10 protein-coding genes, 2 tRNA genes and 3 rRNA genes are annotated in these 16,616 nt (G+C 41.9%); 6 read left to right on the top strand and 9 right to left on the bottom strand.

All coding sequences use genetic code 11. The features are described from left to right. Nucleotides 1-252 precede the first annotated feature (252 nt). Complete coding sequence (locus tag CSB87_RS09745) at nucleotides 253-873, top strand: TetR/AcrR family transcriptional regulator (protein ID WP_002050490.1); 621 nt, start codon at nucleotides 253-255, stop codon at nucleotides 871-873. A 33-nt stretch (nucleotides 874-906) separates the two neighbouring features. Here CSB87_RS09745 and CSB87_RS09740 read toward each other — a convergent pair whose 3' ends face one another. Both CSB87_RS09740 and CSB87_RS09735 read right to left on the bottom strand, forming a co-directional pair. Next, nucleotides 907-1,473 carry a 5'-methylthioadenosine/S-adenosylhomocysteine nucleosidase gene (locus tag CSB87_RS09740; RefSeq protein ID WP_004884033.1) on the bottom strand — a complete coding sequence of 189 codons (567 nt, stop codon included), beginning with the start codon at nucleotides 1,471-1,473 and terminating at the stop codon, nucleotides 907-909. Nucleotides 1,474-1,554: 81 nt separating this feature from the next. Continuing rightward, the gene (locus CSB87_RS09735) at nucleotides 1,555-2,688 is read right to left on the bottom strand and encodes a TDT family transporter (protein WP_106105067.1); all 1,134 of its coding nucleotides are present in this window, start codon (nucleotides 2,686-2,688) and stop codon (nucleotides 1,555-1,557) included. 208 nt (nucleotides 2,689-2,896) lie between these two features. On the opposite strand from CSB87_RS09735, the gene ribF reads away from it, so the two are divergent. The 5 genes from ribF to CSB87_RS09710 all read left to right on the top strand — a co-directional run bounded on the left by ribF (nucleotide 2,897) and on the right by CSB87_RS09710 (nucleotide 8,477). Then, complete coding sequence (gene ribF, locus CSB87_RS09730) at nucleotides 2,897-3,898, top strand: bifunctional riboflavin kinase/FAD synthetase (RefSeq protein WP_004884035.1); 1,002 nt, start codon at nucleotides 2,897-2,899, stop codon at nucleotides 3,896-3,898. A 61-nt stretch (nucleotides 3,899-3,959) separates the two neighbouring features. After that, the gene (gene ileS / locus CSB87_RS09725; protein WP_004884036.1) at nucleotides 3,960-6,797 is read left to right on the top strand and encodes an isoleucine--tRNA ligase; all 2,838 of its coding nucleotides are present in this window, start codon (nucleotides 3,960-3,962) and stop codon (nucleotides 6,795-6,797) included. Next, nucleotides 6,790-7,320 carry a signal peptidase II gene (gene lspA / locus CSB87_RS09720; protein ID WP_001133879.1) on the top strand — a complete coding sequence of 177 codons (531 nt, stop codon included), beginning with the start codon at nucleotides 6,790-6,792 and terminating at the stop codon, nucleotides 7,318-7,320. The genes ileS and lspA overlap by 8 nt, the downstream gene beginning before the upstream one ends. 1 nt (nucleotide 7,321) lies before the next feature. After that, nucleotides 7,322-7,804: an FKBP-type peptidyl-prolyl cis-trans isomerase gene (locus CSB87_RS09715; protein WP_004884037.1), complete on the top strand. Its 483-nt coding sequence runs from the start codon at nucleotides 7,322-7,324 to the stop codon at nucleotides 7,802-7,804. Nucleotides 7,805-7,934: 130 nt separating this feature from the next. After that, a complete protein-coding gene (locus CSB87_RS09710; RefSeq protein WP_004884038.1) occupies nucleotides 7,935-8,477 on the top strand; it encodes an NADPH-dependent FMN reductase in 543 nt (180 codons plus the stop codon). Between the two features lie 45 nt (nucleotides 8,478-8,522). Here CSB87_RS09710 and CSB87_RS09705 read toward each other — a convergent pair whose 3' ends face one another. From CSB87_RS09705 to tyrS, 7 genes are all read right to left on the bottom strand, one after another. Continuing rightward, a complete protein-coding gene (locus CSB87_RS09705; protein WP_025469575.1) occupies nucleotides 8,523-8,873 on the bottom strand; it encodes an ankyrin repeat domain-containing protein in 351 nt (116 codons plus the stop codon). A gap of 122 nt (nucleotides 8,874-8,995) precedes the next feature. After that, nucleotides 8,996-9,110, bottom strand: a 5S ribosomal RNA gene (gene rrf, locus CSB87_RS09700). A gap of 179 nt (nucleotides 9,111-9,289) precedes the next feature. Continuing rightward, nucleotides 9,290-12,180, bottom strand: a 23S ribosomal RNA gene (locus CSB87_RS09695). 340 nt (nucleotides 12,181-12,520) lie between these two features. Then, nucleotides 12,521-12,596, bottom strand: a tRNA-Ala gene (locus CSB87_RS09690). Between the two features lie 55 nt (nucleotides 12,597-12,651). Next, nucleotides 12,652-12,728, bottom strand: a tRNA-Ile gene (locus tag CSB87_RS09685). Nucleotides 12,729-12,787: 59 nt separating this feature from the next. Further along, a 16S ribosomal RNA gene (locus CSB87_RS09680) occupies nucleotides 12,788-14,325 on the bottom strand. Together the 16S, 23S and 5S rRNA genes with 2 tRNA genes alongside form the textbook arrangement of a ribosomal RNA operon. A gap of 1,027 nt (nucleotides 14,326-15,352) precedes the next feature. Beyond that, nucleotides 15,353-16,585: a tyrosine--tRNA ligase gene (tyrS, locus tag CSB87_RS09675; RefSeq protein WP_006581460.1), complete on the bottom strand. Its 1,233-nt coding sequence runs from the start codon at nucleotides 16,583-16,585 to the stop codon at nucleotides 15,353-15,355. Nucleotides 16,586-16,616 lie beyond the last annotated feature (31 nt).

Raw genomic sequence — 16,616 nt, 5'->3', positions numbered from 1 at the left:
GAGTAATGAGAACCATTTCAACAACAAAATGCCCACTTAATGAGCAATAAAACTGATGATTTATTGCTCTTTTTTGGGGCGAATATAAAAAAATATTTTTAAGAATAACAATAAACTAGTGAATCTCTCTATTTTTTGCACAATAGTATATCTATTGCTCAAATAACTATCCGTTTTTTCACTAAAAAAGTGAGACACCTGTGCACAAATCAAACGATTTACCTTACAATGGGAGCACTATCTTTTTAATTTATGCAGCAAATGGAACAAAAGAAGAGTACTCAAAAGCGCAATCAGCTTCTTGCTGCCGCCCTTGATGTGTTTTCACTATATGGGTTCAGTGGTGCAAGTCTGGATGAAATTGCCCAACTCGCTGACATGCATAAGTCGAATATTTTCTATTACTATGAAAATAAAGAGTCTTTATATGTGGAAGTGCTGACCACAGTTTTACAAAAATGGCTTGCTCCCTTACAAACTTTAGAAGCTGAGTTAGAACCAGCCGAAGCTTTGTCTCACTACTTAATACAAAAAATCGAACTTTCTCGTAGCCAACCAAAAGCTTCGCGATTATTTGCTTTGGAAATTATCCAAGGGGCACCGCACATTTTGCCTATACTGAAAGGGCCTTTGAAAAAGCTATTTAAGCGCAAAGCTAAGGTTATTCAGACATGGCAAGAAGAAGGAAAAATTTCACCGGATATCGACCCGGAGCTTTTAATTCTCAATATTTGGGGGCTTACACAAAATTATGCCGATTTTGCGACTCAAATGGAAATGGTAACCGGGAAAACGCTTCGTAACCGCAGTATGTTCCAACGCTCGATTGAGCATACAGTACATATGATGCTCTACGGCGTATTACCTCGCTAAAATAAAAAAGATCGGCAAATTTGCCGATCTTTTTTAAAAATGATTTTGATAAAGAGCCAAGAGCTTTTGCGCACCCAATAATAAATTTTCTTCCCAATCTAAATGAGCGGTATCGTCTGCGCCATCAGTAATATATTTCACCGAAATTAGGCGTACACCTAGCTTGTGGCAAACTTTGGCTAAAGCATACCCTTCCATATCCACCACATCACACGCGACTTTTGGCTGGCCAGTTTCAAATGAATCCCCTGTCCCGCAAATTCCTTTTGGCAAATCAGCAAAATGTGGTTGAAGATGAATCTCTGCCGGTAAATGATCATCTAACGGCGTTACACCTACTTCAAACCCTAATGGTGAAACATCCATATCACGTTGTACAAAGGTTTTTACTTCAACTAAATCATGTCGATTAAAAGACGAACTTCCAGCTGTACCTAAGTTAATTAGAGTTTTACAGCCTGTTTTTTGAATAACTTCAAATGCTTTAAAGGCAGCGTTGATTTTACCGATACCACTGTAATGGACTTCAATACCTGCTTGCTCAAATAAACCTTTAGATTCATTAGGAAGTGCCATAATTAAAGCGATATCTTTGTTCATTCAAAAAGGCTCAATTCAAGATTAATAAATTAGAAAATAAGTATAAATCAGGTGCAAAAGCTTTTTTGCACCTTTTCACCATTACTGCATTCTTTCTTGTAAAGCTACCAAACATGGAGAAAAGAACAGCTTGCCACTATATGCGCCAGCTAGGGTTTTCTTCATTACTACGCTCCACATTACAAGTAATAAAATACTGAATGCCACAGCAACGTATTGTAGAAATATAACTTCAATCTGATGACTTAGATTAAATAAAGCCAAAATAAACACACCAAATGGGAAAGTTAAACCCCACCAACCCAAGTTAAACGGAATACCTGTTTTTGCATGACGAAGTGTTGTTAAAATCGCAAGACCTAGCCACCATAACCCGAACCCTAAAAGTACCAGACTACCCACAACGCCTAATGCTTGAAATACATGGGCAAACTCAGAAAAGTCAACATTTACCAATACTCTTTTTGCCTGTTCACCTAGCAACAATAGACCTAAAGCACCTGTGCCAATTGGGCCTAAAGATAACCAGCTAGAAATTGCGACTTCTTTTTCTGGTAACTGATGCAAAGCCATACGCAACATTAAAATCGTTAAAATGGCAAATGCAGGTAATACAGAAATTCCCCAGAGTACATATCCCGCTAACAATAAATGAAAGCTGTGAAAATCTGTTGGTAAATGTGCAACCAACATGCCCGCAGAGCTTGCAGCGACTTCACAAGCAACAACAGGTAACAACCAAATTGCAGTCATGGTATGTAGCTGATGATTCTGACGGCTAAACATGCAAAATGGTACGATCCACGCAATTGCTAACGCTAAAAAGACATCGATGTACCATAAAGCTTGGGCAATATGGATTGCTACTTCACCATAAAGCCCGATTCCGAAGCTTAAAAAGCAATTTAGTATGGTTGCAAGTCCCATCGGTATAGCGCCTAAAAACAAGCTCATATTTGGATGATTAAATACTTGCTTCGCTTCATGAGGGAAAAGAAACCATCGCAATAAATAAAGACCTGAAAAAACACTAAATAGAACAATATTAAATTGCCATAACAGTGTCGCCAGCATAAATAAAAATGTTTTGGCAAATGGAAGCTGAATTAAAATCATACTCACCACACCAGTACCCATAGTTGCTGTAAACCAATTTGGGGTAAAATGCCGTATAACATCTTTACTTTGATTTAATTGGTAAAAGGGTCTTTTCATCTTAAGTCTCTAATCAAAGAGTGGATGAAACTATAGTAGGATAAATTAATAATAAGAAAAACTGATTTATTTTTATTTAATTCATCAATTTTTTAGATATAAAAGATATTCATATTGAAAAATACCTGAGTAAAAACACAACAACAAGACGAATCTGTGAGATTATGGCAATATATAGCCCTTGCAAAAATAGCCATATTTTAAGTTCATGAAACTGCTACGTCTTAATGCGTTATCGCCCAATTTCCAGTTGCCGCAAACAGCGGTAACTATTGGTAATTTTGATGGTGTCCATTTAGGTCACCAAGCGATGATTGCTCAACTGAAAAAAATTGCTGCAGCACAAGGCTTAAAAACATTGGTCATGATTTTTGAGCCCCAACCGCTTGAGTTCTTTAAAGGCTACGATGCCCCGCCTCGTATTAATTCCTTACGGGAAAAAGTTGAATATCTAGCTGAACATGGGGTGGATTACATTGCGGTTGCCAAGTTTGACCAGCATTTCCGTAGCATGAGTGCTTCTGAGTTTGCAGATTTATTAAAAGACAAATTAAATGCTCAAGCTTTGGTTTTAGGAGATGACTTTCATTTCGGCAAAGACCGTCAAGGTAACAGCGAATTTTTAAAGAATTACGGATTTCAAGTCACAAATTTACATACGATTGAACTCGAAGGTGAACGCGTCAGTTCAACTCGTATTCGCCAAGTGCTTCAAGTGGGCAATCTCGCTTTAGCAGCTAAATTATTAGGCCGTCCGTACAGTATTACCGGACGTGTTCAATATGGCGACCAAATTGGACGAACTTTAGATTTTCCAACGATTAATGTTCGTCTAAACCGCCATAAGCCTTGTTTAAATGGTATTTATGGCGTTGAAGTCATTTGCGAAACAACTTCGCTAACTCAAAAAGTGCTTCAGGATGATCCTGAAAAACCGGGAATTGCCGGATATCATGAAAACAGCCTCTATGGTGCAGGTCATGTCGGTACTCGTCCGGCCATCCAGCAAGAGCATCCAGAGTGGAGATTAGAAGTACATTTCCCTGATGTTTCTGCTAATCTGTATGGCTTATTTATGCGGGTGACTTTTCTTCACTATCTTCATGGTGAATTGAACTACCCTTCGCTTGAGGCACTTAAGGCAGGAATTGATAATGACGTGCAGCAATTACGACAATATCGTAACGACACGACACAATTTCCTTTTTAATTCGAATTTTGATTGTAAAACATGTCGGCTCCCAAGCTGATTAAACTGGAAGACAACTTGCATGAGCGATAAGCAAACTACTGAAAATGCAGTGGACTACAAAGCCACGCTAAACCTGCCGAATACTCAATTTGCAATGAAAGCAAATTTGGCAGTACGTGAAGTGAAATGGTTAGAAGAGTGGTATACCGACAACATTTATCAGCAGATTCGTGCATCGCGTATTGGCAAGAAAAAATATATTTTGCATGATGGCCCTCCATATGCGAACGGTACAATTCACTTGGGTCATGCGGTTAACAAAGTACTCAAAGACGTCATCGTAAAAAGCCGTACTTTGGCAGGTTTCGATGCGCCATATGTACCAGGTTGGGACTGTCACGGTTTGCCAATCGAACTAAAAGTTGAAGAAAAAGTAGGTAAAGTGGGCGAAAAAGTTGATGCAGCCACTTTCCGTAAACACTGCCGTGAATATGCGCTAAAGCAAATTGATTTACAGCGTACTGACTTTAAACGTCTTGGTATTTTAGGTGACTGGGATAATCCTTACCTCACCATGAACTACAAACAAGAAGCCGATATCGTTCGTGCTTTAGGTTTAATCCAAAAAAATGGTCATATCCAGCCGGGCTTAAAGCCAGTGAACTGGTGTATGGACTGTGGTTCAGCACTTGCTGAAGCTGAAGTTGAATACGAAGATAAAAAGTCTGACGCAATTGACGTTGGTTTTGGCGTTGTAGATTTAAAAGACTTAAGCGCTCGTGTAAATGTAGATGTTCAAGATCCAACTGATATCGTGATCTGGACCACTACTCCTTGGACATTACCAGCGAACCAAGCAGTTGCATTGCATGCCGAAATTGAATATCAATTGGTACAAGTGACTACTGAACGCGGTAAGCAAAACTTTGTTCTTGCTAAAGACTTAGTTGCTTCTGCAATTGAGCGTTACAAGCTTGAAAACCCAGTTGTTTTAGCTGACTTCACTGGTTCAGTTCTTGAAAACCTTACTTTACAACATCCTTTACTTACCGATCGTCAAGTTCCGGTTATTTTAGGTGAACACGTTATCGCAACAAGCGGTACAGGTGCGGTACACACTGCGCCTGGCCACGGTGCAGACGACTATAAAGTAGGTCTTCAATACAACCTGAAAGTTGAAAATCCAGTGGGTGGTAACGGAGTTTACTTACCAACTGCACCAATCTTTGCTGGTGAGCACATCTATAAAGCCAATCCAAAGATTATCGAAGCTTTAGGTGCTGTAGGTCGCTTATGGGCTCATCAACCAATTAAACACAGCTACCCACACTGCTGGCGCCATAAAACTCCGATTATTTTCCGTGCTACACCACAATGGTTTATCAGCATGGATCAAAAAGGTTTACGTGATGGTGCGCTTAACGCGATTGAAAACGATATCGAGTTTGTACCGAACTGGGGTAAAAACCGTATTGAATCAATGATCGAAGGCCGTCCGGACTGGTGTATCTCACGTCAACGTACTTGGGGTGTGCCAATTCCTTTCTTCGTTCATAAAGATACGAATGAATTGCACCCTCGTACGCCTGAACTCATTGAAGAAGTTGCAAAACTTATCGAACAAGAAGGTATCGATGCATGGTTTAACCGTGATGCAAAAGACTTCATTGGTGAAGATGCTGAACAGTACAATGCTGTTCGTGATACGCTTGATGTATGGTTTGACTCTGGAACAACACATTACGCTGTACTTGAGCAACGTGAAGAATTAGAAAGCCCTGCTGACTTATATTTAGAAGGTTCAGACCAACACCGTGGCTGGTTCCAATCTTCTTTATTAACCTCTATGGCAATTCATAACCGTGCGCCATATAAAGCCTTGTTAACTCATGGTTTTACAGTGGATGAAAATGGCCGTAAATTGTCGAAATCTTTAGGCAACTATATTCCGCTTGAAGAAATTATCAAACAACTGGGTGCAGATGGCTTACGTTTATATGTAGCATCTAGCGACTATCGCTATGAAATTGCAGCATCAAAAGAAATCTTTAGCCGTGTAAGTGATAGCTACCGTCGTATTCGTAATACGCTCCGCTTCTTGCTTGCAAACTTAAATGGTTTCAAACCAAGTACAGATGCTCTGGCAGTAGATGACCTTATTGCTCTTGATCAATACATCTTACAACGTGCGAATGAAGTACAACAAACTATTATCGCGGCCTATGAAGAAATGAACTTCCATGTCGTGTGTAGCGCATTAACAAGCTTCTGTATTAATGACTTAGGTGGTTTCTACCTAGACATTATCAAAGACCGTCAATACACCACTAAGGCTGACTCACAAGCACGTCGTTCTGCACAAACAGCGCTTTACCATATCGTACAAGCATTTGTGCGCTGGATGAGCCCTATCTTAAGCTTCACTGCTCAAGAAGCTTGGCCACTTATTCCAGAACAAACTGAAAAGTATGTATTTACAGCTGAATGGTATGATCTACCTGTTTCATCAAAAGCAAACTTGCTTTCTGAAGAAGATTGGCAAACATTGATTAGCGTAAAATCTGCAGTAAATAAACAGATTGAAGCAGCTCGTAACGCTAAACTTGTCGGTAGTAATCTTTCAGCCAAAGTTGAACTTTGGGCAAATGAATCATTACAAACAGTTTTAAACCAACTGGCTGATGAACTCCGTTTTGTTCTTATTACTTCGCAAGTAGTAGTACATCCATTTGCTGAACAAGGTGAAGCAACTGAAATGGAAGGCTTACGTGTACAAGTATCTGCAGCTGAAGGTGAAAAATGTGCACGTTGCTGGCATGTCCTTCCTGATGTGAATACACACGCCGATCATCCTGGTTTATGTGGTCGTTGTATTGTGAACGTCACTGGTCGTGGCGAAGTGAGAAAATATGCCTAATTCACAAGCTAAAAAAGGCTTATTCCAGTTTTATCCGCACAACCTCATTTGGCTTGGACTTTCTGTCCTTGCCATTGTGTTGGATCAATGGACAAAATGGATTGCAAGTACACATCTGAACTACGCAGATCCTGTACCTGTACTTCCATTTTTAAACTGGACACTATTACATAACTATGGTGCAGCTTTTAGCTTTTTATCTGATGCTGGAGGATGGCAACGCTATTTCTTCACATCTTTGGCAGGCTTAGTTTCAATACTTTTTGTATTTTGGTTGCTACGTATGCCTAAAAAAATGGTGGTGCTACCTGTAGCTATCGCTTTAATTTTAGGTGGAGCATTAGGTAATTTAATTGACCGTATTACTTTAGGGTATGTGGTCGATTTCATTCATGTTTATTACCAAAATCATCACTTTCCAGCTTTTAATATAGCGGACAGTGCCATTACTCTAGGTACCATTTTGCTACTCATCGATACATTCTTCCTTGAGAAGCAAAGACCTAAAAATTCGGATGCATAATATGACCGAAATTATTCAACCTAATGAAGAAATTCGTATTACTGACGGTTCTAAAGTTGACCTACACTTTTCTGTTGCTCTTGAAAATGGCGTAGAAATTGACAATACACGGAGCCGTGAAGAACCTGTTAGCTTGACTATTGGCGACGGTAACTTGTTACCAGGTTTTGAGAAAGCCTTATTCGGCTTACGTGCAGGTGATCGACGTACTGTACATCTTCCACCAGAAGATGCTTTTGGTCCTTGGAACCCTGAAAATATACAAACTTTTGATACAGTTAAATTTGAACAACGACCTATTCCTGGTCACATGATCGAGTTTGAAGATAAAGCAAAAGCAACTTTATTTGGTGTCGTGAAGTCAGTGAATGATGATATTACTGAAATTGATTTCAACCACCCTTTAGCTGGCAAAAATATTACTTTTGAAGTAGAGATATTCAAAGTAACTCCAGCTGGCCAGCAAGGCATTAAGTTGATGTAAAAAAAGCCCTCGATTGAGGGCTTTTTTATTATTTAACTTTTATGGGTCATAAGAATCCTTACAAATTCTATATTCTCACGTTCTAGGTAATGAATTAAGTTATAAAGATAAAAATCCGTAGGAAAAATATATGCTGGTCTATATCATCGTAGGAAGTGTTCGTGAAGGACGCACAGCTATTAAAATTGCCAATTGGTTAGAAACAGCAATTCCATCATTTAATCTAGAAGATTTCCAGACAGAAGTAATTGATTTAAAAGAGTGGAATTTACCGTTATTTTCAGGCTCTCACCCACCTGCAACAGGTATTTATGATCAACCTAAACAACAAGAATGGGCAGATAAAATTGCCAAAGCTGATGCATTTATCTTTATTAGCCCAGAGTACAACCATGGTTACAGTCCAGCTTTAAAAAATGCACTCGACTATGTTGGTAAAGAATGGAGTGGCAAACCAGCCGCATTTATTGGCTATGGCTCAACAAATGGCTCTCGTTCTATTAGCCAAATACGCCAAGTCACTTCAAGTTTAAGTATTGTTGACCCAAATGCTGTAATAGAAATACGAGATATCTTTAAACGCAATAAAGATGAAAAGTTCGAAGCCAATGAATTTGAAGTAAAAGGGCTTCAATCAATTGTCGAGAAACTACAGAAATATCATTTGTCTTAAATTGAACAAAAAGCCTCTTTTTCAAATAAAAGGGGCTTTTTAATTTTATAAACTTTTTAAATAATTCACTATGTCAGTATTACCCGCCATTTCTGCAAGCTGTAGTGCTGTATATTCGCTTTTATAAGTGACATGCGCCCCTTTTTCAACTAAGAGCTTCACTATCTCTAAATGATCATTCTCAGCCGCTGCTTGTAGAGCAGTATACCCTTCATCATCAGTCTGATTAGGGTCTTCTCCATCTATTAATAATTGTTTTACTTGTTCTAGATCACCTAAAGATGCCCAATAGATCAACTCTGGAAGAGAAAGTTCTTCATCGTCTTCAGATATGGGAGAGAAAGAATTAATTTTCACGGGGACACCAAAAATAAAAAACTTCCTCATTATATCCATAGAACCGAGTAAGCATCCAAAATGATTTGTAGCTCTATATTTAAATATTTCTTTTCTGATTGATTTACCGCCCATAAAGCAACACCCCGACCTCTTTTGAGATTGGGGTGTTTAGAATAATGAGCTGGCGATGACTTACTCTCACATGGGTAACCCCACACTACCATCAGCGCTAAGAGGTTTCACTTCTGAGTTCGGGAAGGGATCAGGTGGTTCACTCTTGCTATGGTCGCCAGCACAACTGTTTATGGATACTTGCTTTGGTCTTATTGACTGCCGAAGCGTTTTCCAAATCTTTACAGATTGGGCTGATTGAATCTGATTGTGTTCATTTTATCTAGTGGAATAACTAAATCAAGTTGCTTTGTAGATTTATGAATCGATTGATGCTTTATATACAACTGCTTGGGTGTTGTATAGTCAAGCCTCACGAGCAATTAGTATTGGTCAGCTTCACATATCACTATGCTTCCACATCCAACCTATCAACGTCCTAGTCTCGAACGGCTCTTTAGAGGAATAAATTCCTAGGGAAATCTTATCTTGAGGTAGGCTTCCCGCTTAGATGCTTTCAGCGGTTATCCCTTCCGAACATAGCTACCCGGCGATGCGACTGGCGTCACAACCGGTACACCAGAGGTTCGTCCACTCTGGTCCTCTCGTACTAGGAGCAGATCCTCTCAAATTTCCAGCGCCCACGGTAGATAGGGACCGAACTGTCTCACGACGTTCTAAACCCAGCTCGCGTACCTCTTTAAATGGCGAACAGCCATACCCTTGGGACCTGCTTCAGCCCCAGGATGAGATGAGCCGACATCGAGGTGCCAAACACCGCCGTCGATATGAACTCTTGGGCGGTATCAGCCTGTTATCCCCAGAGTACCTTTTATCCGTTGAGCGATGGCCCTTCCATACAGAACCACCGGATCACTAAGACCTACTTTCGTACCTGCTCGACTTGTGGGTCTCGCAGTTAAGCGCGCTTTTGCCTTTATACTCTACGCGTGATTTCCGACCACGCTGAGCGCACCTTCGTACTCCTCCGTTACTCTTTAGGAGGAGACCGCCCCAGTCAAACTACCCACCAGACACGGTCCTCGTCCCGGATAACGGGACAGAGTTAGAACCTCAACATTACCAGGGTGGTATTTCAAGGACGGCTCCATTGGAACTAGCGTTCCAACTTCAAAGCCTCCCACCTATCCTACACAAGTAAGGTCAAAGTTCAGTGTCAAGCTGCAGTAAAGGTTCACGGGGTCTTTCCGTCTAGCCGCGGGTACACTGCATCTTCACAGCGATTTCGATTTCACTGAGCCTCTGCTGGAGACAGCGCCGCCATCATTATGCCATTCGTGCAGGTCGGAACTTACCCGACAAGGAATTTCGCTACCTTAGGACCGTTATAGTTACGGCCGCCGTTTACTGGGGCTTCGATCAAGAGCTTCGCTTACGCTAACCCCATCAATTAACCTTCCAGCACCGGGCAGGCATCACACCCTATACGTCCACTTTCGTGTTTGCAGAGTGCTATGTTTTTAATAAACAGTTGCAGCGGCCTGGTTTCTGCGGCTGTCATCAGCTCAGGAAGCAAGTTCCATCACCAACAACAGCGTACCTTCTCCCGAAGTTACGGTACCATTTTGCCTAGTTCCTTCAGCAGAGTTCTCTCAAGCGCCTTGGTCTACTCGACCTGACCACCTGTGTCGGTTTCGGGTACGATTCCTGTGTAACTGAAGCTTAGAGACTTTTCCTGGAAGCATGGTATCAGCCACTTCGCTGTACAAGTACAGCTTGCTATCGGATCTCAGTATAGAGTACCCCGGATTTGCCTAAGATACATACCTACATCCTTCCACCTGGACAACCAACGCCAGGCTGACTTAACCTTCTCCGTCCTCTCATCGCATTACACAGAAGTATTGGAATATTAACCAATTTCCCATCGACTACGCCTTTCGGCCTCGCCTTAGGGGTCGACTCACCCAGCCCCGATTAACGTTGGACTGGAACCCTTGGTCTTTCGGCGAACGGGTTTTTCACCCGTTTTGTCGTTACTCACGTCAGCATTCGCACTTCTGATACCTCCAGCATACTTCTCAATACACCTTCATCGGCTTACAGAACGCTCCCCTACCACTTGACTAATGTCAAATCCGCAGCTTCGGCACATAGTTTTAGCCCCGTTACATCTTCCGCGCAGGCCGACTCGACTAGTGAGCTATTACGCTTTCTTTAAAGGGTGGCTGCTTCTAAGCCAACCTCCTAGCTGTCTATGCCTTCCCACATCGTTTCCCACTTAACTATGATTTTGGGGCCTTAGCTGGCGGTCTGGATTGTTTTCCTCTTGACTACGGACGTTAGCACCCGCAGTCTGTCTCCCGGATAGTACTCATAGGTATTCGGAGTTTGCATCGGTTTGGTAAGTCGGGATGACCCCCTAGCCGAAACAGTGCTCTACCCCCTATGGTATTCGTCCGAGGCGCTACCTAAATAGCTTTCGGGGAGAACCAGCTATCACCAGGCTTGATTAGCCTTTCACCCCTATCCACAAGTCATCCCCTGGCTTTTCAACGACAGTGGGTTCGGTCCTCCAGTTAGTGTTACCCAACCTTCAACCTGCTCATGGATAGATCGCCTGGTTTCGGGTCTATACCCAGCAACTAAACGCCCTATTAAGACTCGATTTCTCTACGGCTCCCCTATACGGTTAACCTCGCTACTGAATATAAGTCGCTGACCCATTATACAAAAGGTACGCAGTCACACCACGAAGGTGCTCCCACTGCTTGTATGCATGCGGTTTCAGGATCTATTTCACTCCCCTCACAGGGGTTCTTTTCGCCTTTCCCTCACGGTACTGGTTCACTATCGGTCAGTCAGGAGTATTTAGCCTTGGAGGATGGTCCCCCCATATTCAGACAAGGTTTCACGTGCCTCGCCCTACTCGTCATCATTATGTGTGCCCTTTCGTGTACGGGAATATCACCCTCTACGTTCGCACTTCCCAGAGCGTTCCACTAAAACACACATAACTTAATGGGCTGATCCCCGTTCGCTCGCCGCTACTGAGGGAATCTCAATTGATTTCTTTTCCTAAGGGTACTGAGATGTTTCACTTCCCCTCGTTCGCCTTGCAACACTATGTATTCATGTTGCAATACCTACCTTAAAGTAGGTGGGTTCCCCCATTCAGACATCTCCGGATCAAAGGATATTTGCCGCCTCCCCGGAGCTTTTCGCAGGCTATCACGTCTTTCATCGCCTCTGACTGCCAAGGCATCCACCACATGCACTTAATTACTTGACTATACAACCCCAAACAGTCGACGTTACCTACAAGTTAGTAACTTCAACATTTCAGTTTAGAGCACTGTGTATTTAAACACTGTACAGCTTCAATCTAAATTCATATACCAAAACGCTTGATTCAGTTAATTTGCTAGTTCTCAATTCATTCAGATTAATTGCTTAATCTAAACTCTTGAGTGAACAATTTATTTCAGACTCAATTTTGCCAATCTGTTAATGAATAAACATGCCTTCGTCAGGTCATGCTTAATACCGTGATACTTAAATCACAGAAGTTAATAAACCAAGACCGAAATCTCTATTTACTAATTTCTGTAATCCGAACTTATCTTAAGTTCTGGTGGAGACTAGGAGAGTCGAACTCCTGACCTCCTGCGTGCAAAGCAGGCGCTCTACCAACTAAGCTAAGTCCCCAGCTTACATCATCAGTCATGTATCTTTTATCTATAACTTTAACCAGTCAAAGTCATGGTGGGTCTGACAAGACTTGAACTTGTGACCCCACGCTTATCAAGCGTGTGCTCTAACCAACTGAGCTACAGACCCTCAGATACATCTATGAAGAACAACTTGTTGTGGATTCTTACCAATCGTCAATCTTTCGTTAAGGAGGTGATCCAGCCGCAGGTTCCCCTACGGCTACCTTGTTACGACTTCACCCCAGTCATCGGCCACACCGTGGTAACCGCCCTCTTTGCAGTTAGGCTAGCTACTTCTGGTGCAACAAACTCCCATGGTGTGACGGGCGGTGTGTACAAGGCCCGGGAACGTATTCACCGCGGCATTCTGATCCGCGATTACTAGCGATTCCGACTTCATGGAGTCGAGTTGCAGACTCCAATCCGGACTACGATCGGCTTTTTGAGATTAGCATCACATCGCTGTGTAGCAACCCTTTGTACCGACCATTGTAGCACGTGTGTAGCCCTGGCCGTAAGGGCCATGATGACTTGACGTCGTCCCCGCCTTCCTCCAGTTTGTCACTGGCAGTATCCTTAAAGTTCCCGACATTACTCGCTGGCAAATAAGGAAAAGGGTTGCGCTCGTTGCGGGACTTAACCCAACATCTCACGACACGAGCTGACGACAGCCATGCAGCACCTGTATGTAAGTTCCCGAAGGCACCAATCCATCTCTGGAAAGTTCTTACTATGTCAAGGCCAGGTAAGGTTCTTCGCGTTGCATCGAATTAAACCACATGCTCCACCGCTTGTGCGGGCCCCCGTCAATTCATTTGAGTTTTAGTCTTGCGACCGTACTCCCCAGGCGGTCTACTTATCGCGTTAGCTGCGCCACTAAAGCCTCAAAGGCCCCAACGGCTAGTAGACATCGTTTACGGCATGGACTACCAGGGTATCTAATCCTGTTTGCTCCCCATGCTTTCGCACCTCAGCGTCAGTGTTAGGCCAGATGGCTGCCTTCGCCATCGGTATTCCTCCAGATCTCTACGCATTTCACCGCTACACCTGGAATTCTACCATCCTCTCCCACACTCTAGCTAACCAGTATCGAATGCAATTCCCAAGTTAAGCTCGGGGATTTCACATTTGACTTAATTAGCCGCCTACGCGCGCTTTACGCCCAGTAAATCCGATTAACGCTTGCACCCTCTGTATTACCGCGGCTGCTGGCACAGAGTTAGCCGGTGCTTATTCTGCGAGTAACGTCCACTATCTCTAGGTATTATCTAAAGTAGCCTCCTCCTCGCTTAAAGTGCTTTACAACCATAAGGCCTTCTTCACACACGCGGCATGGCTGGATCAGGCTTGCGCCCATTGTCCAATATTCCCCACTGCTGCCTCCCGTAGGAGTCTGGGCCGTGTCTCAGTCCCAGTGTGGCGGATCATCCTCTCAGACCCGCTACAGATCGTCGCCTTGGTAGGCCTTTACCCCACCAACTAGCTAATCCGACTTAGGCTCATCTATTAGCGCAAGGTCCGAAGATCCCCTGCTTTCTCCCGTAGGACGTATGCGGTATTAGCATCCCTTTCGAGATGTTGTCCCCCACTAATAGGCAGATTCCTAAGCATTACTCACCCGTCCGCCGCTAGGTCCGGTAGCAAGCTACCTTCCCCCGCTCGACTTGCATGTGTTAAGCCTGCCGCCAGCGTTCAATCTGAGCCATGATCAAACTCTTCAGTTAAAATCATTTTGCACCTTATTTATAGACAAGGTGCCAATTCTGGCTCATCAATTACTGACTTAAATTTCGCTCAAATAAACTTCGAGTAATTTAAACCAATCAATCAATGAAAATTATTTCGATTAATCAACCAGTAAAAATCCACACAAGTTGTTCTTCAATTCTCTTAATGATCTTCTTCCTGGTTCGTCACCAGCAAGCTAGGTCGGCTATATTACTCTTAATCTCTTAAAAGTCAACAGGTAATTTCGATATTTTTAAAACTTATCTTTTAAACCAACTTAACATCAAATTCATCACTTAAAGCAACCAACTTAATCTCAAGTAACTGTTTTTCAACAAGTTTCTATCTGCATCACCGCCGATGGATGTGCATTATAGACCATTAACTTACCTTTGCAAGGGGTATTTCAGCCTTTTTCTCTTGAGTGCCGTTTTTTTCTACTATTTTGCGGAAAAAGTGATATATATGGCTTTTTTTTAGGCATTTTCACTACTTTTATTCATTTTTATTTTAGGAAAATACAGTTCACCTTAGATTTTTGATGTCTTCTTATAGAGGTTATAGGCATATATAGCATTTTCTATTCCAAAGATTCCAAAGATTCCAAAGATTCCAAAGATTCCAAAGATTCCAAAGATTCCAAAGATTCCAAAGATTCCAAAGATTCCAAAGATTCCAAAGATTCCAAAGATTCCAAAGATTCCAAAGATTCCAAAGATTCCAAAGATTCCAAAGATTCCAAAGATTCCAAAGATTCCAAAGATTCCAAAGATTCCAAAGATTCCAAAGATTCCAAAGATTCCAAAGATTCCAAAGATTCCAAAGATTCCAAAGATTCCAAAGATTCCAAAGATAAACTAGAGCAAATACTCTATTTATTGATTCATACTTTCTATTTTTTCTTATTCTATTTTTCTACTTATTAAGTTAATTACAAATTGTTCCACGTGGAACCCTTAATTAATTTTGAGTTTCAGAAATAAAAAAAGCAGGATTACTCCTGCTTTTCACTATATAACTTTCTTAATCAGTGAAAGTTACACGTGCAATTGCCTTTTTACCTGACTGAATAATGAAAGTGCCATTTTCTTTTACAGAGAAACCTGCATCTACTACATTCCAGTCAACTTTTACTGCACCACGTGCTACAGCATCTTTTGCAGCTGCTGCATTCGGGTTTAGGCCTGCTACACGTAAAATCGTAGCAATAAAGATTTCGCCTCCAAACTCACCACGTGAAATAGTCACTTCAGGTGTATCTTCTGGCACCTCACCTTCTGTAATACGGTTACCTGCACTCTTATGAGCATTGGCAGCTGCTTCAGCATCATGGAAGCGTTCAACCAACTCGAGTGCAAGAATACGTTTTACTTCTTGTGGATTACGACCAGCCGCGATTTCATCTAATAAAGCTTTGATCTCATCAAGAGATTTAAAACTTAATAAATCGAAATAACGTTCGATTAAAGAGTCAGGCATTGATAATACTTTTTGGTACATAGCACCTGGCGCATCAAAAACACCAATATAGTTACCTAAAGATTTAGACATTTTATTTACGCCATCTAAACCTTCTAGAATCGGCACAGTGATACACACTTGTGATTCTTGGCCATAACGGCTTTGTAAAGTACGACCCATAAGTAAGTTAAAGGTTTGGTCTGTACCACCTAACTCAACGTCAGCTTCAAGCGCAATTGAGTCATAGCCTTGAACTAAAGGATATAAGAACTCATGAATCGCAATTGGCTGATGGTTGCTATAACGCTTAGTAAAGTCATCACGCTCTAACATGCGCGATACGGTTTGTTGACTCGCTAACTGGATAAGGTCAGCAGCAGACTTTTGGTTAAACCATTCTGAGTTAAAACGTACTTTTGTTTTATTCGGGTCTAAGATTTTAAAAACTTGTTCTTGATAAGTTTTAGCATTGGCTTCAACTTGTTCACGTGACAACGGCGGACGAGTTGCACTTTTACCAGTTGGGTCACCAATCATCGCTGTATAGTCACCAATCAAGAAGGTAACTTCATGGCCCAAGTCTTGGAACGTTTTTAGTTTGTTAATAAGAACCGTATGTCCTAAATGTAAATCTGGTGCTGTAGGGTCAAAACCAGCTTTAATTTTAAGAGGACGATTCTCTTTAAGCTTTTTCAGTAAATCTTCTTCTGAAATAATTTCGTGCGTGCCTCGTTGGATGAGGGCAAGCTGTTCTTCGGCGGGCAAGAAATTTGACATCACAAAACCTAAACACATCAGTTATTCAATTTGTGCGATATACTAACAT

It is taken from the genome of Acinetobacter sp. AR_0276, assembly GCF_003000705.1.
In the GTDB taxonomy this organism is placed as follows: Bacteria; Pseudomonadota; Gammaproteobacteria; order Pseudomonadales; family Moraxellaceae; genus Acinetobacter; species Acinetobacter nosocomialis.
This window is presented reverse-complemented; position numbering and strand designations above follow the sequence as displayed.

Coding starts and splice junctions, on each gene's coding strand:
- CSB87_RS09745 (WP_002050490.1), top strand. CDS start 253: ATGCAGCAAATGGAACAAAAGAAGAGTACTCAAAAGCGCAATCAGCTT.
- CSB87_RS09740 (WP_004884033.1), bottom strand. CDS start 1,473: ATGAACAAAGATATCGCTTTAATTATGGCACTTCCTAATGAATCTAAA.
- CSB87_RS09735 (WP_106105067.1), bottom strand. CDS start 2,688: ATGAAAAGACCCTTTTACCAATTAAATCAAAGTAAAGATGTTATACGG.
- ribF (WP_004884035.1), top strand. CDS start 2,897: ATGAAACTGCTACGTCTTAATGCGTTATCGCCCAATTTCCAGTTGCCG.
- ileS (WP_004884036.1), top strand. CDS start 3,960: ATGAGCGATAAGCAAACTACTGAAAATGCAGTGGACTACAAAGCCACG.
- lspA (WP_001133879.1), top strand. CDS start 6,790: ATGCCTAATTCACAAGCTAAAAAAGGCTTATTCCAGTTTTATCCGCAC.
- CSB87_RS09715 (WP_004884037.1), top strand. CDS start 7,322: ATGACCGAAATTATTCAACCTAATGAAGAAATTCGTATTACTGACGGT.
- CSB87_RS09710 (WP_004884038.1), top strand. CDS start 7,935: ATGCTGGTCTATATCATCGTAGGAAGTGTTCGTGAAGGACGCACAGCT.
- CSB87_RS09705 (WP_025469575.1), bottom strand. CDS start 8,873: ATGGATATAATGAGGAAGTTTTTTATTTTTGGTGTCCCCGTGAAAATT.
- tyrS (WP_006581460.1), bottom strand. CDS start 16,585: ATGTGTTTAGGTTTTGTGATGTCAAATTTCTTGCCCGCCGAAGAACAG.